Source organism: Myxococcus sp. CA033, from assembly GCF_013336625.1.
GTDB classification, from domain to species: Bacteria; Myxococcota; Myxococcia; order Myxococcales; family Myxococcaceae; genus Myxococcus; species Myxococcus llanfairpwllgwyngyllgogerychwyrndrobwllllantysiliogogogochensis.
Genome location: NZ_JABUMU010000002.1, coordinates 699,517 through 725,437 on the forward strand (window position 1 = coordinate 699,517; position 25,921 = coordinate 725,437).

Genomic DNA, 25,921 nt, shown 5'->3' on the forward strand with positions numbered 1-25,921 from the left:
CCTCACGGTGTGGGTGACACTGCCGAGCCTCGGCACACCCGCCGCGCGGGGGTGACACCCATGTCACGCTCCGCCGCTGCCCGAGCGGGCCCGCGCGCCGACGGCCTCAGCCTCCGCAACGGCCGCTCTCGTCATCCGGGCCCGCGGGGAGAATCGCGCGGTGGGGACGCTCCTCCGCCGCGCCCACCAGCCAGCGCGACAAGAGCCGGACGCCGGAAGCGAACAGCCCGTCCTCCGCGCCACGCAGCGCCTCGAAGAGGGACTCGTCCAGCACGGAGTCCTCCGGGTCGATGACCAGCTCCTCCGGCTCCAGCGACTTGAGCAGCGGGCTCTGGTCGAACACCGTCTCCAGGGGGTGCGGGCGGAGCCGGTGCAGGCCCGCGCTCGCCACCGCGTCCAGCCATTCCACCCACGTCGGGTCCGCGCGAGCCAGTGGCATCAGCTCCTCCGCGCCCGACAGCCCCGCGTGCTCCGCCAGGAGCGACACGCGGACGCGGCGGATGGCACGAGCGACGACGTCGCCCGCCTCTTCCGACTCCCAGCTCAGGTTCAGCTCCGAGTCCAACCCGAGGCTGCGATTGGTGGTGTTGGCCGAGCCCAGCGTGAGGAAGCGGTCATCCACCACCATCACCTTCGAGTGGATGTATGTGAAGACATCGGCGCCCGTCTCCGGATTGCGCCCCGCCGAGCAGTACACCCGGAAGGTGTGTCCCGTCTCCAGCGCCATCCGCTCCAGCGTGCGCAACAGCCGCACCTGGGCCACGCCCATGGCCAACTGCTCGCGCAGGGCCTCCGGCTGCCGGGGCAACACCAGCACCACCTGAATCGGTGGACGTCCGGACGCGCGGAAGCGCTTCACCAGGGCCTGGAAGATGGCCCGCGACGAAAAGTACTGGTTCTCGATGTAGATGAACCGGTCGGCCGCCTCGATGGCGTCCAGGAACAGCGCGCGCACCTCCTGCACGGCCTCCTGCGGCGGCACGAGCGTCTTTCCGAAGGTGCGGCTGATGGCCACCGGCCCGGGCGGCGCCGGCACACTGGACGAGAACGTCACGTCATCCCTCGCCACGCGCGGCAGGTGCAGCTCTCCTCCGCCCGAGTGCGCCCAGCGCGCCTCGAACAGCTCCGTCAGGCGCTCCACCACCGGCCCGGTGAGCACCGACTGCACGTCATGGTAGGGCCCGTGCGGGTCCCTGCCGCTGTCACACCGCAGCGCCGAACCCACCCGGTGGTCGCGGTCATCCCAACGGCAATCACAGACATCCATCCCGCCCGTGAAGGCCTGCACCCCGTCCACCACGACCAGCTTCTGGTGATGGGCGCCGTACAAGGGACTGGAGGCGTCGAAGCGGAAGCGCACGCGCTCGTTCGTCGTCCAGTTGAACAACAGGTGCTGCATCCACTCGCGCTCCATGGCGAGCAGCAGGCTGAAATCCCACGCCAGGATGTAGACGTGCAGCTCCGGGTTGGCCCGGCACAGCGCGTCCAGCATGGGCAGCAGGCGCACCTCGCCGCCCCGCGCTTCCTCCAGGTCCTCGCCCCGAAGCAATGACACGTCACTGTCGAACTGCCAGCCCGTCATCGCGATGTAGCGACGGGCCTTCTTCGCGGCCCGGTACAGCTCTCGGTAGTAGGCGCGCCCGTCCACCAGCACGCCGCCGTCGCTCGCCTCTTCCACCGTCCAGCAGTTGCGCCCGGGAATGATGATGCGCTTCACGCTGTCCGCTCCCCTCGCCGCCGCCCTCCCCCAGCGCCACGCCCCGTGGCGCCCCGCGCGCGCAACCTCAGCCCACGAAGACGATGTGCTTGCCGGTGGCCAGCGTCATGTCCGTGGAGGACATCACCTGCTTCACCTTCTTCACCTCGCCCCCCACGGTGTCGAACGCCGCCGCGATGAGGTCTCCCAGCGTCACCTGCACCTGCCGTGCGTGCTTCCCCGCACCCGACACCGCCCGAGCCGTCGTCGCCTTCACCTGCCGAGCCTTACGACGGATGACCTGCCCACGCTGCTGAGTCTTCGCCATGGTTCTTCTCCAAGGATGAGGGATGCACCGCGCCACCACACCGACCCGCCACCACCGCCGCCGCCGCCGCCGCCCGCCTGCCCCCAGCCCAAGAGCAACCCACGTGCCGAACGACAACCCCGCGTCTTCACTGGAATCGGGCACCCCAATCCGCCCCTCACCCAGGGGAAGGACTGCCATTTTTTCAGTCCGGCGTGCGAACTCCGCACGACCTGACAGCCCCGCCGCGCCAGCACACCCGCGCCCCACTCCTCCCACGTGAGTGTTTGGAATCAGACACGAGACATCGAGACATGGGTCAGCCTTACCCCCAATGTAAAACGTATTCACGCCAGCGGAAAAGTTTAAACATATCAGTCAATTTGAAAAGACCTGAGAAAACGGTTTCAATGCGTGGCATCGCTTCTTCCGAGGACATCCACGTATGGAATTGAAGACTCCTCCCGCACAGCCCACCTTCGCGACCTACCAGGGCGTCGAAATCGTCGGACAATCCATCCTCGCCATCGTCAACGGAATGGAGCTGGCGCAGGCCCGGGCGCTGCGAATCCTCGCGGAGAATGGCATCACTCCACTGGAAGCGAAGACGTGGTACCCGATGCCCGCGTTGCTGAAATCTTTCAGCCTGGTTTTCGAGAAGATTGGCCCCAGCACGGTGCGAACGATTGGCCGGAAGATTCCAGACAGCGCGCACTTCCCGCCAGACATCGACAACCTGGAAAAAGGCCTGCGAGCGGTGGACCTGGCGTACAAGATGAACCACCGGGGCAAGGGCAACATCGGGGGTTACCACTACGAGCCGGTGGACAAGCGCAACGCGAAGATGCGCTGTGACAATCCCTATCCGTGCGACTTGGACTACGGCCTGCTGGAGGCAATCACGGACAGGTTTCGCCCCAAGGATTCGCTTTGGGTGCGTATTGAACATGACCCCAGGAGTTGCCGTCGCAGGGGAGATGGGGCCTGCACGTACAACATCAGTTGGTAGCGCACATCGCAGGCCTCCAGGCCCGCGTGGCTCCCCGCGCGGACCTGGGCACGTCGTCAAAGACACTCCGCCAGGGCCGAACGGAGACATGCATCCGGGAGGGACATCCATGAAGGCCGTGCTCCAACACATCGCGGTGTGCGAGGAGCGGTTCGCCTCACACCCCTTCTTCGCGGACCTGAAGCAGGACCGACCGATAGAACAGGTGATGGCATTCGCGCCTCGCCTCACCTTCTGGGTGATGACGTTCCAGGATGTGCTGCGCCTCAACGCGCACTTCATCCAGGACGCGCACCTGAAGGAGCTCGCCACGCATCACCATGCGGAGGAAGGCGGGCATGACCAGTGGTTCGAGGACGATATCGCCCAGCTCACCGGGGGCTCGCTGAGCATCGGCGCGCTCTACGGCAAGGCTCACGCGAAGACGCGCGACGCCGCCTACTCCATCATCAGCGAAGTCTACCGCTCGGTGGATGACCGGCTGCGCATCGTCCTCTTGTGGGCGCTGGAGTCCACCAGTCACGTGTTCTTCAGCCGCACCGCGGTCATCAGCGCGACACAGGGCGCGGACGACAAGCTCAAGTACTTCTCCGACCACCACATGCAGGCCGAAGCGCAGCACGCCATGTTCGAGCAGCAGCTGGCGGAGGAGCTGGAGGCCATGGTGCTGGCGCCGGAGGTGCGCGAGGACGCGCTGGCCATGGTGAACCGCATCTACGCGGCGTTCGACACCATGTTCGACGGGCTGCGCATCCACCTGGAGCACGAGCGCGCCGACCAGACGGAGCCGCGCCGCGCCACGCTGGCCCCGGCCGCGAACGCGGAGGCAGAGGAGCCCTTCGAGCTGGATGAGGCTGACTTCAGCGACGTGGCGCTGGCGGTGGACCGGGCCGCCTGAGGCGACCCGCGGCAGGTCCGACTACTTCGAGGGCGGGGAGAGCACCAGGATGAGCTCTCCGCCCACGTGTTTGCCCGCCTTCTGATAGACGGCGCCCTGCCGGCCCAGCTCCACGTCCAGCGTGGGCTGGCGCGGAATGGCCACGCGCACGGTGGCGGTGCCTTCCTTCATGCCCAGCAGGAGCAGCGACGCGTTGCTGCCGTTGGGCAGCTTCACCTCGGTGGCCGTCTTCGCGCCCACTTCCAGCTTCTCGTTGGACAGGCGCTTGAAGGACGTGAAGTTGAAGTTCTGCTTCTGGAACTGCTCCTTCATCTTCGCCAGCTCCGGGGGCTCCACTTCCGAGCCCTTCTTGGAGGCGAGCACCACCTCCACCTGGATGCTGACCTTCTGCTCCTCCTGGGCCTGGCCGACCACCGGCATCAGCAAGCCCAGGCCCAGCACGGCCAGCAGCAGCCGGCCGGACGACGCGTTCTTCTTCACAGGGGACCTCCCGAGGGGCGCTCCACGTCGGTCTTCGGCTTGCCCAGGGGCTTGGGCCCCTTGCCTTTGTTGCGAAGCCCGCCGCCAATGTCCTCTTCCAGCTCCTCGTCCTCTTCCGACGGGGAGCCGTCCTGCGTCTCTTCATCCACCAGCCAGATGATGGTGCCACCGTTGTCGGTTTCCATCACCACCGGCGCCACGCGGGCGTCCTGATAGGGCTGGATGGACTTCACCGTCATCCGCTCCGCGCCGTAACCCACCGGGGCCTTGTCGCTGAGCAGCAGCGGCAGCCCCACCAGCACGAGCACCGCCGCCGTCGCCAGCGAGGAGACCATCGCCGTGCGCTGGTAGAGGAACATTTCGGACAGCGCCAGCTTCAGTCGCTCCAGGAGGGGCGGCTTCTCCGGCGTCACCCGCGCCATGACCTTCTGCGCGAAGTCCTTGAAGTCGACGTCATCCACCGCCATGTCCAGGCCGACCCGGAGCAGGCCCGACTCGGCCCGCAGGTCCGCCGCGCGCCCCGTGCAGTCGCGGCACGCGCCAAGATGACGCTCCACGTTCACCCGCTCCGCGGGGGTCAGCTCCCCGTCGACATACGGGGAGAGCATGGGGACAAAACGCTCACATGCGGGATTTCCGGCCATAACCTTCACCCTGCTCGGTGGTGGATGCTGCGAACGCTGTGACGCGGGGGTCCCTCAGATATTCGAGGGCCCTTCATTCGCTGCCCACTCCGCTCTTCGCTTCGTCCAACTCCAGGTATTCACTCAGGATTTTCTGGACCTTCGCCCGGGCATGGAAGAGGCGGCTCATCACCGTGCCCTTGGGAATGTCGAGCGTCCGGGCCAGGTCCTCGTAGGACATGCCTTCGATCTCCCGGAGGAGGAGGATGGCGCGGTGCTTCTCGGGCACCGTGGCGAGCGCTTCCTGAATCTTCTCCGCCAGCTCACGCCGGAGTGCGCTCTTCTGGGGATTGGTGCCCAGGCGGCTGCCGAGCGCGCCGATGCGGGCCTCGGACAGGTCCATGGCCTGGTTCTCGTCGAACTCCACCGCCTCGCCTCCACCTCCGCGCTTGCGCAGCACGTCGATGCAGATGTTCACGGTGATGCGGTAGAGCCAGGTGTAGAACGACGAGTCGCCCTTGAAGTGGTCCAGGTACTTGTAGACCTTGACGAACGCCTCCTGGGAGACGTCCATCGATTCCTCCTTGTCCTTGAGCATGCCGAGCGCAACTGCGTACACCTTGCGCTGGTAACGCTCGACGAGGAGTTTGAACGCGCGCTGGTCGCCGCTCCGGACGCGCTTGACGAGTGTAAGGTCGTCGGTTGCCAATGGGTGCGGCAACGTACCACAAGCCGGCCAACGCCGAGGACTTTCCACCGCCAGGCAGCCTCCCCGGCAAGTCTCCCTAGAGGCTCACGAGCGCCAGCACCAGGAGGGCGATGCCCGCCAGGGCCAGCATGGCCCCGAAGGCCGCCCTGTCCCACTGCCCCTGCGACACCGCCCCGTCCTCGGGGTCCGCGCGGAACCGGTGCAGCACGTTCCAGAGCATTTGCGGCCCCAACCGCTTGCCCGAGGAGCGGCGCCGGCCGTCGGAATCCGAGGGCTGTTCGTCGGAATCCTCGGACTCGGACGCCCTCATGCCCAGCGGCGCGGGGCCGCCCCGGAGCGTGTCCGGTCCGCGGGCCTGCATGGCGAGAGCTCCCTCGGCCACCCCCTCCTTGCGGACGGCGGCCTCCGAGTGGCGGACCTCCGGGGGCGGCTCCAGCCGGACGGTGGCCACGCGCTCGCGGGCCTCGTCGGGCGTCCTGGCCTCCAGCACCCACAGGCCCTGCGTCACCCCGTCCTGGCCGGTGCGCGCGTCGCGCAGCTCCGCGAAGCCCTGGCCCTTGAGCGACTCGCGGAAGGCCTCCTGCCCCTCCTTCTGGGGCGGCTGGGCCACGGCGGCCTCGGCGTAGGCGGCGAAGAAGGCCCACAGCCGGGTGGCGCGCTCGGTGCTCGACAGCTGCGAGGGCTTGAGGTGCTGGGCCAGCAGCGCCGCGTCCGAGCCGAAGCGCAAGCCCAGCTCCTCCTGGCCCGCCACCTTCTCGAGCCCGGGGGGAATCAGCTCCGCCACCTTGCGCAGCGGCGCCCGCTCGGTGCCGCCCAGGGTGGGATGGCCGCCGGGGATGGCGCCCTTGGTCCGGAAGGCGTCGTGCTTCCCATGGCCCCCACCCTCCAGCCCGCCACCCTCGGGGACCTTGGGGCCGCGCGGCCCTCCCGCGGGCGACTTGAGGATGAGCCGGGCGAGCTGGCTGAAGTTGGAGGTGATTCGCGAGGAAGCGGACATGAGCGGTGCCTCGTCATCCGTCGTGGGAAGGGGCGTCTCTGGCACGTCCCCGGTGGGCTCCGCCGAAGGACTCCGGGAGCCTAACGCGGGCGCGTCCCGGGGGCTGTTTTGGGAGCTGAACGAAGTGTCCGCCAGCGACGCCGTGCCCCGGGGAGCATTTCCGCTCTCACGCGGTGTGTCGGAGACGGGGGCGCGCCAGATGCGGGTGGGCTCCGCGCCTTCTGGCTCCATGCCATCCGCCAGCAGGGGAAGTCCCGCTGGAGGCGTCCGGGGGCTGGCGCCCGAGTTGGACGACGTGCGCGGGCCATGCTCGCCACGAGGCTCCCCGCCGCCCCTTCCTGCCCGGGGACCGTCGCGGGGCCCCCTCATGTCGCCGACGTGGCCCATTTCCCAGATTCTCGCCCGGAGCGAGGATCAGGTTGCGGCCAACTACTCGCCTTCGCGCTCCACCTCGACGGGCGTGGTCATTCCGTTGGCGTCCAGACGCACTCGGTAGACGGAGTTCAGCCCGTCGCCGTCGAAGTCGCCGCGCGCCAGGCACGACACCTCCGGCTCGCCCACGGGGCTCTCCTGCACCACCACTTCGTACTGGAAGCGCACCTTCCCCTCCGGCTCGAAGCCGAGGCGGTGGAAGACGTCGTTCTCCGGGAAGGGCACCGACTCGCCGCCGCGCGGCACGTCCCGGGGCGTGGGGCCCGCGACCTGATAGGCGCCATGCTCGTCACGGTATGCCTGCACCGCGTCACACAGCGCCAGCACGTTGAGGCGCGCCTCGGTGTCGGTGGGTCGCTCGCTCGACTGCCCGACGTGCCGGAGGCCGAGGACGCCCAGGATGGCGGCGAGGACTCCCAACCCGGCGGCGAGCAGGGGCCACCGCTTGAGGAGGTTGCCCGGCGGGGACGGAGGCGGAGGGGATGTGGAGGGGTCGGACATGGTCCTCAGCTCTCCGGCGTCCAGGCGGCCCAGTCGCGGGGCTGCTTCAGCACGTCCACCAGCCGGGCCTCCCAGCTTCCGGGCTCCGGATGATGGTCGTAGCGCCAGCGCGTCTGGGGCGGCAGGGACATGAGGATGGACTCGGTGCGCCCGCGCGTCTCCAGCCCGAAGACGGTGCCGCGGTCATAGACGAGGTTGAACTCCACGTAGCGCCCGCGCCGCACCTCCTGCCAGAAGCGCTGGGCCTCGGAGAAGGGCGTGTCCTTGCGTCGCTCGGCGATGGGCAGGTACGCGTCCAGGAAGGCCCGGCCACAGTCGCGCACGAAGTCCAGCTCGCGCTCCAGGTCGCCGCCCATGTTCTCGAAGAAGATGCCGCCCACGCCGCGCGTCTCCTCCCGGTGACGCAGGTGGAAGTACTGGTCGCACGCGGCCTTGAAGCGCGGGTAGTACGCCAGGTCGTGCGCGTCACACGCGGCCTTGTGCACGCGGTGGAAGTGCGCCGCGTCCTCTTCGTAGAGGTAGTACGGCGTCAGGTCCGCGCCGCCGCCGAACCACGCCTTCCCGCCCTGATGGATGAAGCGGTAGTTGGCGTGCACGGTGGGCACGTGAGGGTTGCGCGGGTGCAGGACGAGGGAGATGCCGCCGGCCCAGAAGGAGCGCCCCTCACCCTGGAGCTTCTTGGCGAACTGGTCCTCCAGCTCTCCGAAGACCACCGACGTGTTGACGCCCGCCTTCTCCAGCACGGCGCCGTCCTCCAACACGCGGCTGCGTCCACCGCCCCCGCCGGGCCGCGTCCAGGCGTCCTCGCGAAAGCGTCCCGTGCCGTCCAGGCGCTCCAGCGCGCCGCAGATGTCGTCCTGCAGCGACTGGGTGAAGGCGGCCATCCGCTCCTTCAGACTCTCCACGTCCACCTTCGTCATGCGTGCTCCTGGCGATTGCCGCTACGGCGCGGAGTAGTCGGCCGGCGCCTCGAAGTCCACAGGCGGAACGGGGGGCGCGTTGTGGCCCGCCGCATCGAACGCCTCGATGCGCGCCCGGTAGCTGCGGCCGTCCTCCATGGCGAACGTCCCGCTGCACGCCTCGTGGCCGATGAAGGCCGTGTTGTTGTGCACCGGCACCACGTACTGCTGGATGCTGGGGCCCGGACGCCGGGGCTCCAGCTTCACCACGAGATACGCGGGGCTCTCCTCCTTCAGCGACAGGTTGAGGCGCACGAAGCGCGCGGTGCCCTGGGCCGTGCGGCGCAGGAAGCCCTCCGAGACGGCGGGGCGCTTCTGCCAGCGCGGCGGCTGGGTGTCGGCGCCCTTGCCCGTGTTCCATTCGGGCAGCGCCCCCGCCCGGCCGTTGAGCACGGCGACGTTGGGCAGCAGCTCGTCGAGCCGCAGCGTGTAGCGCTTGTCCGGCTCCAGCTTGCCCACCACCTTGAGGACGATGGTGGCTCGACCCAGGCTGCTCTCCCAGCCGCGCTGCGCCTTCACCTCCACCTCGTGGGTGTCCGCCACCAGCCGCAGCTTCTTGCCCACCAGCGCGACCACGGACTCCCGGGCCGTGCCCACGCCCTCCAGCAGGAAGCGGCTGTTGATGGGGACGATGGCGCCGGGCGTGGGAAACAGCTGCACTCCGTCACCCAGGCATTGGGCGGAGGCGGCACGAGCGCACAGCAGCACGAACAATGAGACGAGGATTCTGAGCACGATTTCCCAAGTCTGCGCCCCTGCGGGATGGATGCCAACCCGTTCAGTGTCCCCGGCGATATGGGGGACACGCACCGTGCGTTTCCAGGAATAGTCCCCCGCGCGCCGGGCCCCGGGCTCGCGGGCAGCTGCTCCCTCCGTTTTCCTCCGGGGACTTTCCGAGAACATCACCATGCGCTCACGCCTTTCGACGTGGGTGACGGTCGGGCTCCTGTGGGGAGCCTGCGGCTGCGCCGTCACGCCTGAAACCCGCCAGCAGTTGGTGGAGACCACCAGCGGCAACGCCATCTACAACCTGTCGGCGGACGCCCTGCTGACGACGACGCGGCGCCTGCTCGCGGAGCAGAAGTACGAGCTGCTCCCCAGTTCGGACCCGCTCTACATCCACACCACCTGGCGCATCCGGGGCAACACGGACATGGGCGCCAGCTGGAGTCGCATCTTCGTGCAGGTCCATCCGCTGTCGGACGGCCGCGCCGTGGTGCGAGCCTACCGGATGGCCTACACCACCAACGGGCGCGCGCCCATGCACCCGACCCTGGGCGCCGGCACTCGGGACTCGAAGCTGGGGGATGGAGCGGCGACGGCCTACGTCCAGGGGGAGCCCATGTCGCCGGCGAAGCCCATCGTGCGCCGCGCCTCGGATATCGAATGGGAGGTGCTGTCGCGCGTGGAGCCCAGGCTCGCCGCCCACCTGGAGGCCCGCGCGGAGGCGTACCTGGCCACCGGACGGAAGGACCCGAGCGCGCCCACCGAGGAGGAGTGAGCACGCCGCCGGGCGCCGGGGCTTCGCGTCAGTGCATGCCGCCGTCGTCCTCGCGCAGGACGATGGCGCCGTACTTCGCCTCGTAGCGGTTGAGGTTGTCCTGCATGGCCAGCATCAGCCGCTTCATGTGCTTGGGGCTGGTGATGATGCGCGAGCGCACCTTGGCCCGGAGCTGCTGCGGCTGGACGTAGATGAAATCCAGCGTGAATTCCGTGTCCGTATGGTTCACGAGGGCCATGTTGGCGTACTGACCATTGGCGACGTCCTCGTCGATTTGAATCTGCAACTGCATGTCCGGGGGCTTCGGAGTGTCCGCCATGAGGCATGGGGCATAGCGCCTGCGCCTCCGCGTGGCCAGCCTGACGTCATGATGGATGCCTCGCTCGCCATGGACGCGGAGAAGACGGAGCCCTTCGAGCTGGGACGGGGCCCGGACGCGTGCCTCTTGCTGCACGGCTTCACCGGCAGTCCCTGGGATGTGCGCCCGCTGGGAGAGGCGCTGGCGGCGCGGGGGATGCATGTGGTGGCGCCGCTCCTGCCGGGCCACGGCACCACGCCCCAGGCGCTGCTGGGCGTCACCTGGCGCGACTGGCGGGACGCGGCCGAGCACGCCCTGGGCGCGCTGCGGGGTCACCGGAGCATCTTCGTCGCGGGGCTGTCCATGGGCGCGCTCCTGGCGCTGGGGCTGGCGGCGGACCATCCGGAAGCGGTGCGAGCGCTGGCGCTCGTCGCCCCGGCGGTGCGCTTCCGGGGGCCTCGGATGATGCTCATCCGGCAGTTGTCGCGCACGCCGTTGTTGGAGTGGGCCCGGCCGTGGGTGGAGAAGACGGGCACGGACATCTCGGACCCGGTGGCGCTGGCCCAGGCGCCGGTGCTCTCCGGCTTCCCGGTGGCGCGCTTGAGGGACCTGGTCACCCTGCAGGACGCGGCGGCGCGAGGTGTATCGCGGGTGCGCTGTCCTGTCCTGGTGGCGGTGGCCGAGCAGGACCACGTCGTGGACCCGGAGGGGGGACGGTGGCTGGCGCGCCGGCTCACCGCGTCGCCGAGCGTGCGCGTGGTGTCGCTGCGACGCGGCTTCCACGTCATTCCCCGGGACACGGACGGCCCCCTGCTGGCGAGCGAGGTGGGTGGCTTCCTGACGCAGTGGCGTGACTTCGGGGAATGGGAGCCACAACCGGCGGGCGCGTGAGCGGGGCTCGGGACGCGGCGAAAGGGGCCGCATCCGTATATCAAGGGCACGCACATGCCTGAGTCCGACACTCCTCCGCTCGTCGAGCTGCGTGACGTCACGAAATCCTATGCCGAGGGCGACACCGCGCGCGAGGTGCTCTCCGGCGTGCGGCTGACCCTGCGCCGGGGTGAGTTCGTGGTGCTGCTGGGCCGCAGCGGCTCGGGCAAGTCCACGCTGCTCAACCTCATCAGCGGCATCGACCTGCCCACGCGCGGCGAGGTGCTCGTCGACGGACGGAACCTGGGCACGATGAGCGAGCGCGAGCGCACGCTGCTGCGCCGCGAGCACGTGGGCTTCATCTTCCAGGCGTTCAACCTGCTCCCCACGTTGACGGTGGAAGAGAACGTGCGGCTGCCGGTGGAGCTCAACGGGCACGATGCGGCGGAGGCGAGCGCGAAGGCGCGGGCCCTGCTGGAGCGCGTGGGACTGGCCTCTCGCGCGAACAGCTTTCCGGACCGGCTCTCCGGTGGCGAGCAACAGCGCGTGGCGGTGGCGCGGGCGCTCGCGCATTCGCCGCCGCTGCTCCTCGCGGACGAGCCCACGGGCAACCTGGATGAAGCCACGGGGCGACAGGTCCTGGACCTGCTGGAGGGCCTCACGCGGCAAGGTCACGCGTGCGCGTTCGTCGTCACACACGAGCCGGGCCTGGTGGCCCGCGCGGACCGGGTGCTGGAGATGACGGGCGGACGGCTGGTGGAACGCGACGTGCCGCGAAGGGAGCCCCGGTGACAAACCTCCTGGTGCGCTCCAGTCTGCGCCACCTGGGCCGCCATCCGTGGCTGACGGCGCTGTCCCTGCTGGGCATCGCCCTGGGTGTCGCGGTGGTGGTGTCCATCGACCTGGCGAGCGGCAGCGCGCTGCGGGCCTTCGAGCGCTCCACGGACGCGGTGGCGGGACGCGCCACGCACCAGCTCGTGGGGGGCACCTCGGGGCTGCCGGAGGCCGTGTATCGGGACTTGAGGCTGCGTCCGGACGCGCCCGTGTCCGCGCCGGTGGTGGAAGGGTACGTGCAGGCCGCGGTGGGCGACCGGCGCACGCTCACGGTGCTGGGCGTGGACCCCTTCGCGGAGACTCCGTTCCGCGACTACGCGGGCGGCGAAGCCGTGGGCGACGTGGGCGCGCTGCTCACCCAGCCGGGGACGGTGCTCCTGAGCGCGCGGGCCGCGCGGGCGCTGGGCGTGGAGGCCGGCGGCGTGTTGCCGGTGCGCGTGGAGGGACGCGAGGCCTCGCTGCGCGTGGCGGCGCTGCTGGCTCCCGAGGACGAGGACACCGCGCGGGCGCTGGAGGCGCTGGTGCTGACGGACCTGTCCACGGCGCAGGAAGTGTTGGGGCGCGTGGGGCGACTGACGCGCGTGGACCTGCGACTGCCAGGGGGAGAGGCGCAGGCGGACCGACTGCGAGCGACGCTGCCGACAGGGACCGAGGTGGTGCGCGCGTCGGCGCGGGCCGGCACGGTGGAGCAGATGACGAAGGCGTTCCGCACCAACCTCACCGCGCTGTCGCTGCTGGCGCTCGTGGTGGGGATGTTCCTCATCTACAACACGATGACGTTCTCGGTGGTGCAGCGGCGCGGACTGCTGGGGCGGCTGCGCGCGGTGGGCATCACCCGGGGCGAGCTGTTCGCGCTGGTGCTGGGCGAGGCGCTGGTGCTGGGCATCGTCGGCACGGTGGCGGGCCTGCTGCTCGGCATCCTGTTGGGACGCGGGCTGGTGGGGCTCATCACCCAGACCATCAATGACCTCTACTTCGTGGTCAGCGTGCGCGGACTGGCGCTGGAGCCCTTCACGCTGGCCAAGGGCCTGGCGCTGGGACTGGGGGCCACGTTGCTGGCGGCGCTGGTGCCCGCGTGGGAGGCGGCGCGCTCGGCGCCCGCGACGACGCTGCGCCGCTCGACGCTGGAGGACGTGTCGCGCACGCGGGCGCCGAGGCTGGCGCTGCTCGGGTTGCTGGTGCTCGCGGGAGGCATTGGCCTTCTGGGCTGGCCCACGCAGGCGTTGGTGCCGGCGTACGCGGGACTCTTCGCCGTGTTGATTGGCGCCGCGCTGCTGGTGCCGTGGGTGACGGAGCGGCTGTCCCTGTTCGCGGCGGTGCCGTTGGGGCTCGCCTTCGGTCTGCTGGGACGCATGGCGGCGCGCGGGGTGAGGACGAGCCTCAGTCGTACGGCGGTGGCGCTGGCGGCGCTGATGGTCGCGGTGGCGACGACGGTGGGCGTGGGCCTCATGGTGTCCAGCTTCCGAGGCACGGTGCTGTCGTGGCTGGAGGCCTCTCTTCTGGCGGACGTGTTCATCTCCCCGCCCTCGCTGGTGGCTCGACGCGGAGACTCCACGCTGGTGCCGGGACTGGTGGAGCGACTGCGCACCACGCCGGGCGCCTCGGGCAGCAGCACCCTGCGCGTGACGCGCGCCCGGGTGAATGGCGTGCCCACGGATTTGCTCGCGGTCGACTTCAGCCGTTCGCCGGCACGGCCCTATCGCTTCAAGCAAGGCGACGAGGCGGCCGTGTGGCGGGAGCTGGATGCGTCGACGGATGCGCTCATCGTCTCGGAGCCCTTCGCCTTTCACCGGGGCGTGGGTGTCGGCGACACGGTGCAACTGGCCACGGACCGAGGGCCTCACGACTTCCGCGTGGTCGGCGTGTACTTCGACTATGGCTCCGACGTGGGGACGATGCTGATGCCTCGCGCCACGTATGAGCACTGGTACGAAGACCGGGGTGTGAGCGGCGTGGCGCTTTACGCGGCGCCGGGACAGGACGTGGATGCGCTGGTGGCCTCGGTGCGTGAGCGCGCGGGAGGCGAGCAGGCGCTGCTGGTGAGACCCAATCGCTCGCTGCGACAGGCGTCGATGGATGTGTTCGACCGCACCTTCACGATTACGCAGGTGCTCCGACTGCTGGCCATCGGCGTGGCCTTCGTGGGGGTGCTCAGCGCGTTGATGTCATTGCAGTTGGAGCGGGCGCGCGAGTTCGCGGTGCTGCGGGCCACGGGGCTGACGCCTCGACAGCTCTGGGGGCTGGTGTCGCTGCAGACGGGCCTGCTGGGGCTGCTGGCCGGTTTGTTCTCCATGCCGCTGGGGGTGGGGCTGGCGTACATCCTCGTGTACGTCATCAATCAGCGGTCCTTTGGCTGGACGCTGCGGCTCGCGGTGACGCCGGAGACGCTGGGGCAGGCGATGCTGCTGGCGCTGGTGGCGTCGGCGCTGGCGGGGCTGTATCCGGCGTGGAAGATGGCACGCGCCAATCCCGCGCTCGCGTTGAGGGAGGAGTGACGCCATGAGCAACGGCCGAGGGCTCGTCGTCGGGACGGCGGTGGTGCTGGCGGCGTTGGCGGTGGCGGCGTTCATCGTCACGCGAGAGACGGAGCCGCCCGCGCTCGCGAGGAGCGGGACGCTGACGGTGGCGAAGGCGCTCGGTGGGAGTGATGGGGGAATGGAGGGCTATGCACGCGCCTTCGAGCCACGACCCTTCCACTTCCCCGAGGACCACGGCCCGCATCCGGAGTTCCGCACGGAGTGGTGGTACTGGACAGGAAATCTCGAGACGGCGGATGGGCGCGCCTTCGGCTATCAGTTCACCCTGTTCCGCAATGCGCTGGCGCCCGATGCACCAGCGCGGGACTCCTCGTGGGGAACGCGAGAGGTGTACCTGGGGCACTTCACGGTGACGGACGTGGCGGCGGGGCGGTTCCACGTCGCGGAGCGCTACAGCCGCGCGGCGCTGGGCCTCGCGGGCGCGCGCACGCAGCCGTTCAAGGTGTGGCTGGAGCAATGGGAAGCGACGAGCGTGGGCGAGGCGATGTGGCCCGTGCGGCTGCGCGCGGAGACGGACGAAGTCGAGTTGGAGTTGTTGCTGGAGCCGGGCAAGCCGCCGGTGCTCGAAGGCGACCGGGGGTTGAGCCAGAAGAGCGCGGAGCCGGGCAACGCGTCGTATTACTACTCGATGACACGCATGCCCTCGCGCGGCACGGTGCGACTGGAAGGACAGACGTACGCGGTGACGGGTGAGAGTTGGATGGACCGCGAGTGGAGCACCAGCGCATTGGGCGCGGACCAGGTGGGCTGGGATTGGTTCTCGCTCCAGCTCTCGGACGGCAGCGAGCTGATGTATTACCAACTGCGTCGCGAGGACGGGACGGTGGACCCGTTCAGCTCGGGGACGTGGGTGCCTCCCGTGGGTGCGGCGGACAGCGCGTCCGTGCATCTGACCCGGGATGACGTGGAGCTCGCGGTGCTGGACACGTGGAAGAGTCCGCGCGGCGGGGTGTATCCGTCCAAGTGGAAGCTGCGGGTGGGGAAGCTCGGGCTGGAGCTGACGGTGACGCCGAAGCTCGCGGACCAGGAGCTGCCCGTGAGCGTGCGCTACTGGGAGGGCAGCGTGAACCTGGATGGCGTGCGCCAGGGCCAGCCCGTGAAGGGACGCGGCTACGTGGAGCTGACGGGGTACGCGGACACAGCGGCCTCGACACGACGGCCAGAGGCCCGGGCCCGGGGGACTCCGGAGGCCCGAAGCACACCAACGACAGACAGTCCTCGCCACTGACTCCAGCGAGACCACACCCCTGTCGCGACTCGCTGAAACGGACTTCGTGAGGAATCACCCCGAGTTGCACGGCTGGATACAGCTCAGAAGCCAGCTGCCGTGACGATGGGTGGCGATGTAGCCATTGCGCACACGAGGGTGCGCCCTTGGCGGGCAGGCTGAAAGAAAGCCTATGCTTCACCCCTCACCCGGGGGGTGTCATGAGTCATGACAATGAAGCGAACACCAGTACAGGAGTGTCCGCCGTTGCGGCAGTGCCATCCGATGGGGGTATCGCGCCTCCCCCGACAAACACCATCACCGCCATTCCCCTCCCCCAGAATCAGCGACTGCTGATGCTCACCACCGCGCTGCCGCTGCTCAGCCTCGCGGCGGCGTGGTTCGTCGCGCCCGGCTGGAGCTACATCGCCGCGTCCGCCGTGCTGCTCGCCTTCCTCGCCGTGCTCGGCCAGAGCATCACCGGGACACCCTTCGGCGTGCTCATCAGCGAGCGCAACATCATGAGCCTGTCTCGCTTCCAGGCCGTCACGTGGACCGTCGTCGTCGTCGCCGGCTACCTGACGATGGTCATCGCCCGCGTGAAGGCAAACACACCCAACGCCGTCGACGTCGCCATCCCCCAGGAGCTCTGGTGGGCCATGGGCATCGCCTCGACTTCAATGCTCGGTACACCGCTGCTGCTCAGCGGCAAACGCTCCAAGACCCCTGACGCCAGGGCCGTCGACGCCACCGCCGCCCAGCTCGCGGAGACCCCCTCCGAGATCAACGCCCAGCGCCAGGGCGCCCTCTATGCCAACAAGGGCATCCAGGACGCGCGAATCTCAGACATGTTCCAGGGAGACGAGGTCGGCAACACCGCGCAAATCGACCTCGCCAAGGTGCAGATGTTCTATTTCACCGCCATCGCCGCGGTGAGCTACTTCGTCGACATCTCCATGGCCATCCAACGCGGCTCCCTCACCAGCCTCCCAGAACTCTCCGAAGGCCTCGTCGCCCTGCTCGCCATCAGCCACGGCGGCTACCTCGTCAGCAAGACCACCGACCACTCCAACTCCAAGCCCGCCTGAGGCACCCGCCCGCCGTATGCTCGGCCCCGGCGCGCCCTCACGAGCGCCGGGCGCCTGAGCACGGAGGAACGTCACGGTGCCCAAGCCCCTGGTGGACGTGGACGCAGCCCCCGCGTCCTCCTTCTGTCTCACCGACACACTGACGCCCTTCACCTCCGGCTGGCACACCCACCGCCGCCACCAGCTCCTCTACGCCGCTCGCGGCGCCCTCCACCTGGAAGTCGCCGAGGCCCAGTGGCTCCTGCCACCCCAGCGCGCCGCCTGGCTCGCCGCCGGCACCCGCCACCGCGTGCGAGCAACCCAGCCCGCCACCCTCTGCACCGTGTACCTGGAACCCTCGCGCGTCCCCTCCGCCCCCGAGGGAACCTGCCGCGTCTTCGTCCTCCCCCCACTCGCGCGCGAGATGCTCCTCTTCTCCACCCGCTGGGGACCGGAGCGCTCCCCACGCGATGCCGTGGCCGAGAGCTTCTTCTCCGCCCTGGCCCACCTGCTCTCGGAATGGGCCGCGGAACCTCGTGAATGGCGACTGCCTCGCGCCCGCACTCCCGAACTGGAGCGCGCCATGGTCTACACCCTGGCCCGACTCGCCGGCCCCGCCACCCTCGCCGGCGCCGCACGCGCGGCGGGACTGTCCCAGCGCACCCTCGCGCGCCGCTTCGAGGAGGAGGCCAGCACCTCGTGGCGCCGCTTCCTCCACGACGCCCGCATGCTGCGCGCCATGGAGCTGCTCGCCGAGGACGGCGCCCGCGTCACCCAGACGGCCTACACCGTCGGCTTCGAGAGCCTCGCCGCGTTCACCCACGCCTTCACGTCCTTCACCGGCGAGAGGCCTCGCGACTTCCGCCAGCGCGTCGCACGAGGCGTCGTCGTCCCACCGCCCCGCGCCACACCCCGCCCGAGGCGACCTGCCAGACGAGCCCCTTGAGGCCCGCCCGAACTCCACGGCGCTTCAGGTAGGTGCCGGCGGCACATCAATCCCAGCCGCAAGGGGACTTGCGATGACCGAATGACCAGATTACAATCCCGGTCAATGAGTTCCGACCCTCGCATCGCCATCCTCAAGGCCGCCGGCGAAGTCTTCGCCCGGTTCGGCTTCAAGAAGGCCTCGGTGGAGGACATCGCCAAACGAGCAGGCGTCGGCAAGGGCAGCATCTACCTGCACTTCGAGAGCAAGGAAGCGCTGTTCGAGGCGATTGTCCGGCAATCGCACGAGATGAGCCTCGCCGAGCTCAAGGCGAGCGTCCAGCGCGCCACGACGCCCGAGGCCCAGGTCCGCGCCTACATTCGCTGCAAGCTGGAGCAGAGCGTCCGCAAGCCCGACGGGGAACGCCTTGAGTTGGCCACGCTCTTCGAGTTGGGCACCCAGGTGCAGCACCTCGTACCCCAGATGCAGGAGGCGGACGCGGCCATCCTGGCGCGCGTCATCGAGGACGGGGTGGCGCAAGGGGCCTTCTTCGTCAGCGACCCCCAACTGGCGGCGCGCGGCTTCGTGGAGCTCATCACCATGCTCGTCCCCAGGCTGATGACCCAGGAGACCTCGCCCCTGACGCTCCAATCCCTGGACGCCGCCTTCGAGGTCTTCATCCGCGGCCTCTCCGCCCCACCTGGTTCCAAGCCCCCCATGAGCTGACTCCCCAGGCCCCACTCCGTGCCCGGAGGATGGGGTGTTCGTTTGCCCGGGACTGACCAGAAAACCATTTCAGTCATCCAGTGCCGGAGCCCCATGAGTGCCGGCCCCACGACGAGGAACGCAGCGATGAAGACGACCTTGAAGGCAGCAGTGGTGGTGGTGGCCGTGGTGGCGGGGGCGTGTGGTGGCGGTAGCAAGCCCGTGGCGCCGTCTCCCTCGGCGCAGGCCGTCCAGAAGCCGGTGGGCGTCAAGGCGCTCACGCCGGCCACGAAGCTGGAGGCGAGCGTCCTGCAGGCCACCGGCAGCGTGCGCGCCAAACAGGAGGCGACGCTGAGCGCGGAGGCCTCCGGCACCCTGACGAAAGTCACGGTGAACGCGGGCGACGCGGTGAAGCGCGGTCAGTTGCTCGCGCAGTTGGACACCTCCAACGCGCGCCTCACCGCAAACCAGGCACGCGCCGCCAAGGCCGCGGCTGAAGCGGCACTGGAGGGCGCGAAGACGGAGGTGGAGCGGGCACGGATGCTGGCGCAGTCGGGCAGCCTCGCGCGCGCTTCGCTCGACAAGGCGGAGGTGGGCTACCGACAGGCACAGGCCCAGGCCGAGCAGGCCGCCGCGGTCCTCGCCAGCGCGCAGGAGGCGCTGCGCGACGCCACCCTCACGGCGCCCTTCGACGGCGTCATCACCAGCCGCAGCCGCAACGAAGGGGACTACGTGTCGCCGGGCACGGCCATCTTCGGCCTCGTCAACACGCAGGCGCTCGAGGTGCGCGCCCCGGTGCCCGAGGCCTTCGTGGACCGCGTGAAGGTGGGCACCATCGTCAAGGGCACACTCAACCCCTCTGGCGCGCCCTTCGAGGCGAAGGTGCGGAGCCTCGGCGCCGTCATCGACTCGCAGACGCGCACCGTGGAGGTGCTCGCGGACGTGCTGCCCTCGAAGGAGGACGGGGCGCGGCTGCGCGCGGGCGCCCTGGTGGAGCTGGACTTCTCCGACATGATGGCCACCGACAGCGCCCCGGGACAGGCGGGCCTCTTCCTGCCGTCACAGGCCGTCAACGCCAAGGGCCAGCAGGGCTTCGTCTGGGTGGTCCAGGACGGCAAGGCGCAGCGCCGTGACGTCAAGGTGGAGCGCGTGCTGCCCGGCTTCGTGCGCGTTGTGCACGGGCTCGGCCACCAGGAGCGCGTCGTCGCCGACGCCAGCCTGCCGCTCCAGAACGGCGTCGCGCTCCAGGTCGTGCAGTAGCCCCTTTCCTCCCCTCTTCCGACGAGCGCCACTGCCATGCTCCAGACCTTCATCAAACACTCCGTCTTCACCGTCATGCTGATGGCGGCGGTCGTCGTCTTCGGCCTGTACGCCTATCCGCGCATCGGCGTGGACCAGTACCCCAACGTCGACATCCCCGTCGTCACCGTCACCACGCTGCTGCCGGGCGCGGACCCCGAGTCCATCGAGAAGAACATCTCCGACCCGCTCGAGGAGGCGCTCAACACGCTCAGCGGCGTGGACGAGCTCAACTCCATCAACCTGGAGAACGTCAGTCAGGTCACCATCAGCTTCAAGCTGGGCACCAACGTGGACGTGGCGGCCCAGGACGTTCGCGACCGGGTGCAGGCCACGCTGCGCGAACTGCCCGACGACATCGAGACGCCCGTCGTCGAGAAGTTCGACATCGGCGCGGCGCCCATCCTCACGCTGTCGCTCTCCGGCGCGCTGCCCATCGAGGAGCTGACACGCGTGGCGGAGGACGTGGTGAAGCCCTCGCTCCAGAGTCAGGCGGGCGTGGGCAGCATCGGCGTGGTGGGTGGCCGCGAGCGGGAGATTCAACTGGTGGTCGACCCGCAGCGGCTGCGCGGCTACGGGCTGGCCATCGGCGACGTGAGCCAGGCACTCCAGGCGCAGAGCGTGGACCTGCCCGGCGGCCGCGCGACGCAAGGAGGCCGCGAGCGAGTCGTCCGTCTGACGGCCGAGGCGCGCAGCGTGGAGGAGATTGGCGGCATCATCGTCGCCAGCCCCAACGGCACGCCGGTGCGCGTGCGTGACGTGGCGGCGGTGGTGGACGGCGCGCAGGAGGCGCGGGGTCTGGCGCGCTCCGACACGGGCACGGCCCTGGCGCTCGTGGTGCGCAAGCAGTCGGGCGCCAACACGGTGCAGGTCGCGGAGAACGTCAAGGAGTCACTCGCGGAGCTCAACTCCGAGCTGCCCCAGGGCGTGACGGTCAGCACCATCAGCGACAACTCGACGACGATTCGCGCCTCCATCCACGCGGTGCAGGAGGACATGCTCATCGGCGGCGTCCTCTCCGTCCTCATCGTGCTCATCTTCCTGCGGGACTGGCGCTCCACCTTCGTGTCGGCCATCGCGCTGCCGGTGAGCGTCATCGGCACGTTCGCGGTGATGGCGATGTTGGGCTTCACCTTCAACATCATCACCATGCTGGCGCTGACGCTCTCCATCGGCCTGCTCATCGACGACGCCATCGTGGTCATCGAGAACATCGTGCGCCACCTGGAGGAGGGGAAGACGCCCATGCAGGCGGCGCTCGAGGGCACCTCGCAGATTGTCATCGCCGTGCTCGCGGTGACGCTCGCCATCGTCGCCGTGTTCATCCCCGTGGCCTTCATGGAGGGGACGATTGGCCAGTTCTTCTACCAGTTCGGCGTCACGGTGGCCGTGGCGGTGCTCATCTCCTACGCGGTGTCGATGACGCTCACGCCCATGCTCTCCAGCCGCCTGCTCAAGGCCCACGCCCACAGCGGGCCTCGCAACCGCGTGAGCGCCGCCATCGAGCGCGTGCTCGTGGGGATGGAGCGCGGCTACCGCCGCATCCTCGGCTGGGTTCTGGAGCGGCGCGCCCTGGCCATCGCCGTCGCGGTGGGTGTGCTGGTGCTGACGTTGGGCATGGCCCGCTTCCTCAAGTTCACCTTCATCCCGCCCTCCGACAACGGCGCCGTGCGCGTGACGATGGAGCTGCCCGTGGGCTCCACCCTGGAGGACACCGAGCGCGAGCTGGGAATCGTCGCCGCGCAGGTGCGCCCGCTGGAGGGCGTGAAGGAGACGTTCAGCACGGCCGGTGGTGGCACACTCGAGGAGGTGCACAAGGGCGAGGTGCTGGTGAACCTGGTGCCGCGCAAGGAGCGCGCCTTCGACCAGGAGGCCTTCAAGGTGCGCCTGCGCGACGCGCTGGCCGAGCGCCCCGGGGTGATGCTCTCCGTCCAGGACGTCTCCGGCGTCGGCGGTGGTGGCCGCACCCAGCAGGTCCAGTACGTGCTGCGCGGAACGGACTGGCCCCAGGTCGTCGCGTCCAGCGAGAAGCTGCTCGCCACGATGAAGTCCCACCCGGGCTTCACCGACGTCGACACCACGTTCCGCAGCGGCAAGCCGCAGTTCGACGTGCGCGTGGACCGCGAGCGCGCCGCGCAGATGGGCGTGCCGGCGGCCCAGGTGGGCATCGCCCTGCGGGCCTACCTGGGGCGCGACGAGTTCATGACCTACCGCGAGGGCGGCGAGACGTACGACGTGAAGCTGCGCCTGCCCGACGCGACGCTCGCCTCCGAGGAGGCGCTGGGACAGCTCACCGTGCGCACCACGGGCGGGCAGTTGGTGGAGCTGCGCAACGTGGCCACCATCACCCCTTCCGAGGGCCCGGTGCAGATTGACCGTCAGAACCAGAAGCGGCAGATCACCCTGCTCGCCAACCTCGCGCCCGACTACACCCTGGGCGAGGGCATGGGCTTCCTCACCGCGCAGGCGGAGCAGGACCTGCCCCAGGGCGTGGTGGGGAGCTTCGCCGGCAACGCGAAGGAGATGAACAAGACCGTCGGCGCCTTCGCGACCGCGCTGGGGCTGGGCATCCTCCTGCTGTACATGATTCTGGCGGCGCAGTTCGGCAGCTACATCCACCCGTTCACCATCATGTTGTCGCTGCCCTTCGCGCTCATCGGTGCCATCGGCGCGCTGCTGCTGTCGGGCAACGCCATGTCGATGATTGCCCTCATCGGCGTCATCATGCTGATGGGTCTGGTGGTGAAGAACGGCATCCTGCTGGTCGACTTCACGCAGCAGCTTCGCGACGCGGGCAAGAGCGCTCGCGAGGCACTGCTGGAGGCCGCGCCGGTGCGCTTGCGCCCCATCCTCATGACGACCATCGCCATGGTGGCCGGCATGATTCCGGTGGCGCTCGCCAAGGGTGACGGCGCGGAGACTCGCGTGCCGATGGCGCTCGTCATCATTGGCGGCCTCATCAGCTCCACGGTGCTGACGCTGGTGGTGGTGCCCGTCGTCTACTCGCTGCTGGACGGGCTCTCCGCCCGCTTCAGCCGTCGCAAGAGTGACGCCCCCACGTCGGAGGCCCTGGTCGCGCCGAGCGGCCCGCTCCTCGCGGAGGAAGGCTCCCACTGAAGTACGAGCTCACGCCACGCTGACGGCGGAACCGGGAGCCACATGCCCGGTTCCGCCTCTTCCACCTGACTCGCGAGGTCGACGCTCCGGTCCTTTCAAGCGACCGCGACGCACCTCGTGTGCCCTCGCTTCCCTGACGCACCCACCTCGGTCTTCACCATGCTCCTCCACGCGTTCCTCACCAGCGTCCTGCTGACGCAGGCCCCCAGCGTCTCCGCCACTCCCGGACGCACGCCCACCTTCCAGTCGGCCCCCGCCGCCACCGACACGCCCGTACGGGATGCGGCCTCCAGCGACTCCGCCGTGCCGATGTCCGCGTCCGGCACGAAGGCGACCGCGCTCCCGCTGCTCACCCTCCAGGAGGCCATCGCCCTCGCGGAGAAGCAGAGCCCCAGCCTCGACGCCGCACGCGCGCGGCTCCAGCAATCCAAGGAGCTGGGCAACAAGGCCTGGTCCGGCTACCTCCCCAGCGTCACCGCGAGCGGCTCGTACATCCGCAATCCGAAGGAGCTGACGTTCGCGCTCCCCGGTGCTCCGGACCCCGTCACCCTGCAGAAGCAGGATCAGCTCTCCGGTCAAATCTCCGCGCGGCAGGCCCTGATTGTCCCCACGCTGTGGCCCGCCATCAAGAATGCCTACCTGGGCGAGAAGGTGGCGGGGCTGACGGCGGAGAACTCGCGACGCGAGATTCTCTTCTCGGTGGCCCAGGCCTATCTCGGCGCCGCGAGCCTGCGGGAGGCCATGGCGGTGCAGGAGCAGCTCCTGGAGGTTCGTCGCGGCTTCGAGCGCGACGCACAGAACCGCTTCGACGTGGGCGACGTGGAGCGGTTGGCACTGCTGCGCGCGACGCTGGACCGAAAGCAGGCCGAGCAGGAGGTGGTGCGCAGCCGCAACGCCTATGCGACGGCGAAGAGCTCCCTCGCCGCGCTCCTCGCTCGGCCGGTGGACTTCGACGTGGCGCCCCCCCAGGAGACGGCCGTGCCACTTCCCGCGGAGACAGGGGATATGGCGTCCGCCGAGAAGACGGCCCTCGACCGGCGGCCGGATGCCTCGGCGGCGCGCCTCAACGTGGACCTGGCGCGCGGCGGGCGCAAGCAGGTGCTCTTCGAGTACCTCCCCAACCTGCATGCCACGGGCAACGTCTCGACGAGCAACACCGCCGGCCTCACCGGCGTCGCGTCCACGTGGACAGCGGGGCTGGCCCTGTCGTGGAACCTGTTCGACGGCGGACTGCGCGAGGCCAACCTGCGGGAGTCCTCTGGAAAAATCGCCGAGGCGAGCGCCAACCTGCGCGGCACCGAGGAGAAGATTCGCGATGAGGTGCGCAAGGCGCGCAGCGAACTGGAGAGCGCGGAGGTCAACCTCAGTACGGCCGAGGAGCGGGTGAAGCTCGCGTGGGAGAGCGCGCGACTCGCGAAGCAGAGCTTCGACGCGGGGGCCACGACGTATCTCCAGGTGACGGACGTCAACGCGACGCTCGCGAGCGCACAGATGTCCGCCGTGACGGAGGCGCTCAACGTGCAGTTGTCACGCCTGGCCCTGGCCCGAGCAACGGGACTCTTCGACCCCACCGGCAACTCGCTGGCGCCCGTGCCGTGAACGCCATGAAGAACGCATCCATCATGAACACGTCTCTGACCCAGGTCCGCCGACTCGTGGTGCTGCACGCGGTCGGACTCACGTGTACGGCCTGGGCGCAAGACACAGCGCCCACGCCGAGCCCCGTGCCAGTCGCTGGAGAAGTGACGATTGAAGCCTCGGCGCCACCACCCGCGACGCTGACGGGGCGCATCGAGCACATCGACATCCAGGGCAACACCCGCACCCAGGAGTCCGTCATCCTCCGGGCCATGCGCATGGCTCCGGGGGACATGCTCACCACCGGGGACGCCGCCGAGCTGAAGCGACGGCTGCTCAACCTGCAGCTCTTCAAGAGCGTGGAGGTGCTGACACGCCCCGAGGGCGAAGGCGTCGGACTCCAAATCACGGTGGAGGAGCGCTGGACGCTGCTGCCCATCCCCGTCTTCTCCTCGGGAAAGGGGCAATGGCAGGCCGGTGTCTTCGCCGTCGAGAGCAACCTCTTCGGGCTGCGCAAGACGCTGGTGGGCGGAGGCATGTGGGGCAACCGGGGCGGCACCCTGTTCTCCATGTACCGGGACCCGAGCATCGGCGGCAGCCAGTGGACGGGCCTCCTCTCATTCCAGTTCGCCAAGACGGACCGGGAGCGCCATGTCCGCGATGTCATCAGGGATACGTACACGGACAGGCGCTTCGACATCGCGGGGACGCTCGGCTACCAGGTAACGCCTGAGCTGAATGTCGGCGCGGGTTGGTTCTCCCTCATCAACAAGCCATTGGCCTTGCCGGAGGGCCCGGAGACACCCCAGCGGGGAGAGGTGCACGGGGTGAGCGTCTCGGCCGAGTACCTGGGCCAGGACTTCCACTTCTATTTCAACGAGGGGCTGGTGGCCCGGGCGCTCTACCGTGAGGGCTTGGGCTTCCTGGGCTCTTCTCGCGAAATGCGTCAGGTGTCGCTCTTCGCGAGCTACACGCTGCCTGTCTTTGGCAACCATGCGCTGACCTTGACGGCCCAGCACGGACAGACGCGAGGAGACGCGTTCCTGGACGCGCAGCTCCTGGGCGGCCGCACGGGGAGCCGGGGCTTCGCCGCTGGAACACTGTGGGCGGAGATGGCGACCTCCGCGACGCTGGAGTACCAGGTGCCACTCTGGAGCCCCAGCATGCTGACCCTCACCGCGCATGCCTTCGTGGATGTGGGCCGGGTGGAGTGGAGGAACTCACTGCTCAAGTACGTCTCCCCCGGCGTGGGCGTTCGCGCCTATGTCCGCGAAGTGGCCATTCCGGCGGTCGGCATCGAGCTGGCGCGGGACCCTCTGTCGGGCGACATCGTGACCTCGGTCGCCGTGGGCTTCGGTTTCTAGCGTTCTTC

The 25,921-nt window shown here is 69.3% G+C and carries 24 protein-coding genes; 14 read left to right on the forward strand and 10 right to left on the reverse strand.

The window, feature by feature from the left end; genetic code table 11:
* Positions 1 to 106 precede the first annotated feature (106 nt).
* Together HUA78_RS08665 and HUA78_RS08670 are read right to left on the reverse strand one after the other, a co-directional pair.
* Positions 107 to 1,717: a phospholipase D-like domain-containing protein gene (locus HUA78_RS08665; protein ID WP_174454082.1), complete on the reverse strand. Its 1,611-nt coding sequence runs from the start codon at positions 1,715 to 1,717 to the stop codon at positions 107 to 109.
* Between the two features lie 67 nt (positions 1,718 to 1,784).
* Positions 1,785 to 2,024 carry a chaperonin gene (locus HUA78_RS08670; protein WP_141648252.1) on the reverse strand — a complete coding sequence of 80 codons (240 nt, stop codon included), beginning with the start codon at positions 2,022 to 2,024 and terminating at the stop codon, positions 1,785 to 1,787.
* Between the two features lie 424 nt (positions 2,025 to 2,448).
* Between HUA78_RS08670 and HUA78_RS08675 the strand changes: the two genes are divergently transcribed.
* Positions 2,449 to 3,012: a hypothetical protein gene (locus HUA78_RS08675; RefSeq protein WP_141641306.1), complete on the forward strand. Its 564-nt coding sequence runs from the start codon at positions 2,449 to 2,451 to the stop codon at positions 3,010 to 3,012.
* Positions 3,013 to 3,121: 109 nt separating this feature from the next.
* On the forward strand, positions 3,122 to 3,910 hold the full coding sequence (locus HUA78_RS08680) for a hypothetical protein (RefSeq protein WP_174454081.1): 789 nt from the start codon (positions 3,122 to 3,124) through the stop codon (positions 3,908 to 3,910).
* A 21-nt stretch (positions 3,911 to 3,931) separates the two neighbouring features.
* Here the strand turns inward: HUA78_RS08680 and HUA78_RS08685 are convergent, their stop codons facing one another.
* From HUA78_RS08685 to HUA78_RS08715, 7 genes are all read right to left on the reverse strand, one after another.
* A complete protein-coding gene (locus tag HUA78_RS08685) occupies positions 3,932 to 4,330 on the reverse strand; it encodes a hypothetical protein (RefSeq protein ID WP_174467888.1) in 399 nt (132 codons plus the stop codon).
* A gap of 56 nt (positions 4,331 to 4,386) precedes the next feature.
* Entirely contained in the window at positions 4,387 to 5,034 is a 648-nt protein-coding gene (locus HUA78_RS08690) for an anti-sigma factor (protein WP_174454079.1), read from the reverse strand.
* A gap of 73 nt (positions 5,035 to 5,107) precedes the next feature.
* Positions 5,108 to 5,722, reverse strand: coding sequence for an RNA polymerase sigma factor (locus HUA78_RS08695; RefSeq protein ID WP_141641310.1), 615 nt, complete (start codon positions 5,720 to 5,722; stop codon positions 5,108 to 5,110).
* Positions 5,723 to 5,798: 76 nt separating this feature from the next.
* Entirely contained in the window at positions 5,799 to 6,719 is a 921-nt protein-coding gene (locus HUA78_RS08700; protein WP_174460837.1) for an Immediate early protein ICP0, read from the reverse strand.
* A gap of 429 nt (positions 6,720 to 7,148) precedes the next feature.
* Positions 7,149 to 7,652 carry a hypothetical protein gene (locus HUA78_RS08705; RefSeq protein WP_246137012.1) on the reverse strand — a complete coding sequence of 168 codons (504 nt, stop codon included), beginning with the start codon at positions 7,650 to 7,652 and terminating at the stop codon, positions 7,149 to 7,151.
* A gap of 5 nt (positions 7,653 to 7,657) precedes the next feature.
* Positions 7,658 to 8,572: an oxygen-dependent coproporphyrinogen oxidase gene (gene hemF / locus HUA78_RS08710; RefSeq protein WP_174454078.1), complete on the reverse strand. Its 915-nt coding sequence runs from the start codon at positions 8,570 to 8,572 to the stop codon at positions 7,658 to 7,660.
* 21 nt (positions 8,573 to 8,593) lie between these two features.
* Positions 8,594 to 9,349 carry a hypothetical protein gene (locus tag HUA78_RS08715; protein WP_141641368.1) on the reverse strand — a complete coding sequence of 252 codons (756 nt, stop codon included), beginning with the start codon at positions 9,347 to 9,349 and terminating at the stop codon, positions 8,594 to 8,596.
* A gap of 169 nt (positions 9,350 to 9,518) precedes the next feature.
* Between HUA78_RS08715 and HUA78_RS08720 the strand changes: the two genes are divergently transcribed.
* Entirely contained in the window at positions 9,519 to 10,112 is a 594-nt protein-coding gene (locus HUA78_RS08720; protein ID WP_174454077.1) for a hypothetical protein, read from the forward strand.
* A 28-nt stretch (positions 10,113 to 10,140) separates the two neighbouring features.
* Here the strand turns inward: HUA78_RS08720 and HUA78_RS08725 are convergent, their stop codons facing one another.
* Entirely contained in the window at positions 10,141 to 10,431 is a 291-nt protein-coding gene (locus HUA78_RS08725) for a DUF3467 domain-containing protein (protein WP_141641313.1), read from the reverse strand.
* A gap of 69 nt (positions 10,432 to 10,500) precedes the next feature.
* Here HUA78_RS08725 and HUA78_RS08730 point away from each other — a divergent pair, with 69 nt between their 5' ends.
* From HUA78_RS08730 to HUA78_RS08780, 11 genes are all read left to right on the forward strand, one after another.
* Positions 10,501 to 11,301 (forward strand): carboxylesterase, encoded by an 801-nt coding sequence (locus HUA78_RS08730; RefSeq protein WP_141641369.1) that lies wholly within the window; start codon positions 10,501 to 10,503, stop codon positions 11,299 to 11,301.
* Between the two features lie 54 nt (positions 11,302 to 11,355).
* On the forward strand, positions 11,356 to 12,072 hold the full coding sequence (locus HUA78_RS08735) for an ABC transporter ATP-binding protein (protein ID WP_174454076.1): 717 nt from the start codon (positions 11,356 to 11,358) through the stop codon (positions 12,070 to 12,072).
* Complete coding sequence (locus tag HUA78_RS08740; RefSeq protein ID WP_174476055.1) at positions 12,069 to 14,609, forward strand: FtsX-like permease family protein; 2,541 nt, start codon at positions 12,069 to 12,071, stop codon at positions 14,607 to 14,609. The genes HUA78_RS08735 and HUA78_RS08740 overlap by 4 nt, the downstream gene beginning before the upstream one ends.
* Before the next feature lie 4 nt (positions 14,610 to 14,613).
* Positions 14,614 to 15,879: a lipocalin-like domain-containing protein gene (locus tag HUA78_RS08745; RefSeq protein ID WP_174476056.1), complete on the forward strand. Its 1,266-nt coding sequence runs from the start codon at positions 14,614 to 14,616 to the stop codon at positions 15,877 to 15,879.
* Between the two features lie 200 nt (positions 15,880 to 16,079).
* A complete protein-coding gene (locus HUA78_RS08750; RefSeq protein WP_217442010.1) occupies positions 16,080 to 16,946 on the forward strand; it encodes a hypothetical protein in 867 nt (288 codons plus the stop codon).
* Between the two features lie 76 nt (positions 16,947 to 17,022).
* The gene (locus HUA78_RS08755) at positions 17,023 to 17,871 is read left to right on the forward strand and encodes a helix-turn-helix transcriptional regulator (RefSeq protein ID WP_174454071.1); all 849 of its coding nucleotides are present in this window, start codon (positions 17,023 to 17,025) and stop codon (positions 17,869 to 17,871) included.
* Positions 17,872 to 17,976: 105 nt separating this feature from the next.
* Positions 17,977 to 18,576 (forward strand): TetR/AcrR family transcriptional regulator, encoded by a 600-nt coding sequence (locus tag HUA78_RS08760; protein ID WP_174467380.1) that lies wholly within the window; start codon positions 17,977 to 17,979, stop codon positions 18,574 to 18,576.
* A gap of 126 nt (positions 18,577 to 18,702) precedes the next feature.
* Positions 18,703 to 19,815, forward strand: coding sequence for an efflux RND transporter periplasmic adaptor subunit (locus HUA78_RS08765; RefSeq protein ID WP_141641318.1), 1,113 nt, complete (start codon positions 18,703 to 18,705; stop codon positions 19,813 to 19,815).
* Between the two features lie 36 nt (positions 19,816 to 19,851).
* A complete protein-coding gene (locus HUA78_RS08770) occupies positions 19,852 to 22,971 on the forward strand; it encodes an efflux RND transporter permease subunit (RefSeq protein WP_174476057.1) in 3,120 nt (1,039 codons plus the stop codon).
* Between the two features lie 159 nt (positions 22,972 to 23,130).
* Positions 23,131 to 24,570 (forward strand): TolC family protein, encoded by a 1,440-nt coding sequence (locus tag HUA78_RS08775; RefSeq protein WP_174476058.1) that lies wholly within the window; start codon positions 23,131 to 23,133, stop codon positions 24,568 to 24,570.
* A gap of 23 nt (positions 24,571 to 24,593) precedes the next feature.
* Positions 24,594 to 25,913, forward strand: a complete 1,320-nt coding sequence (locus HUA78_RS08780) for a POTRA domain-containing protein (protein WP_174476059.1) — start codon at positions 24,594 to 24,596, stop codon at positions 25,911 to 25,913.
* The last annotated feature ends 8 nt before the right edge of the window (positions 25,914 to 25,921 follow it).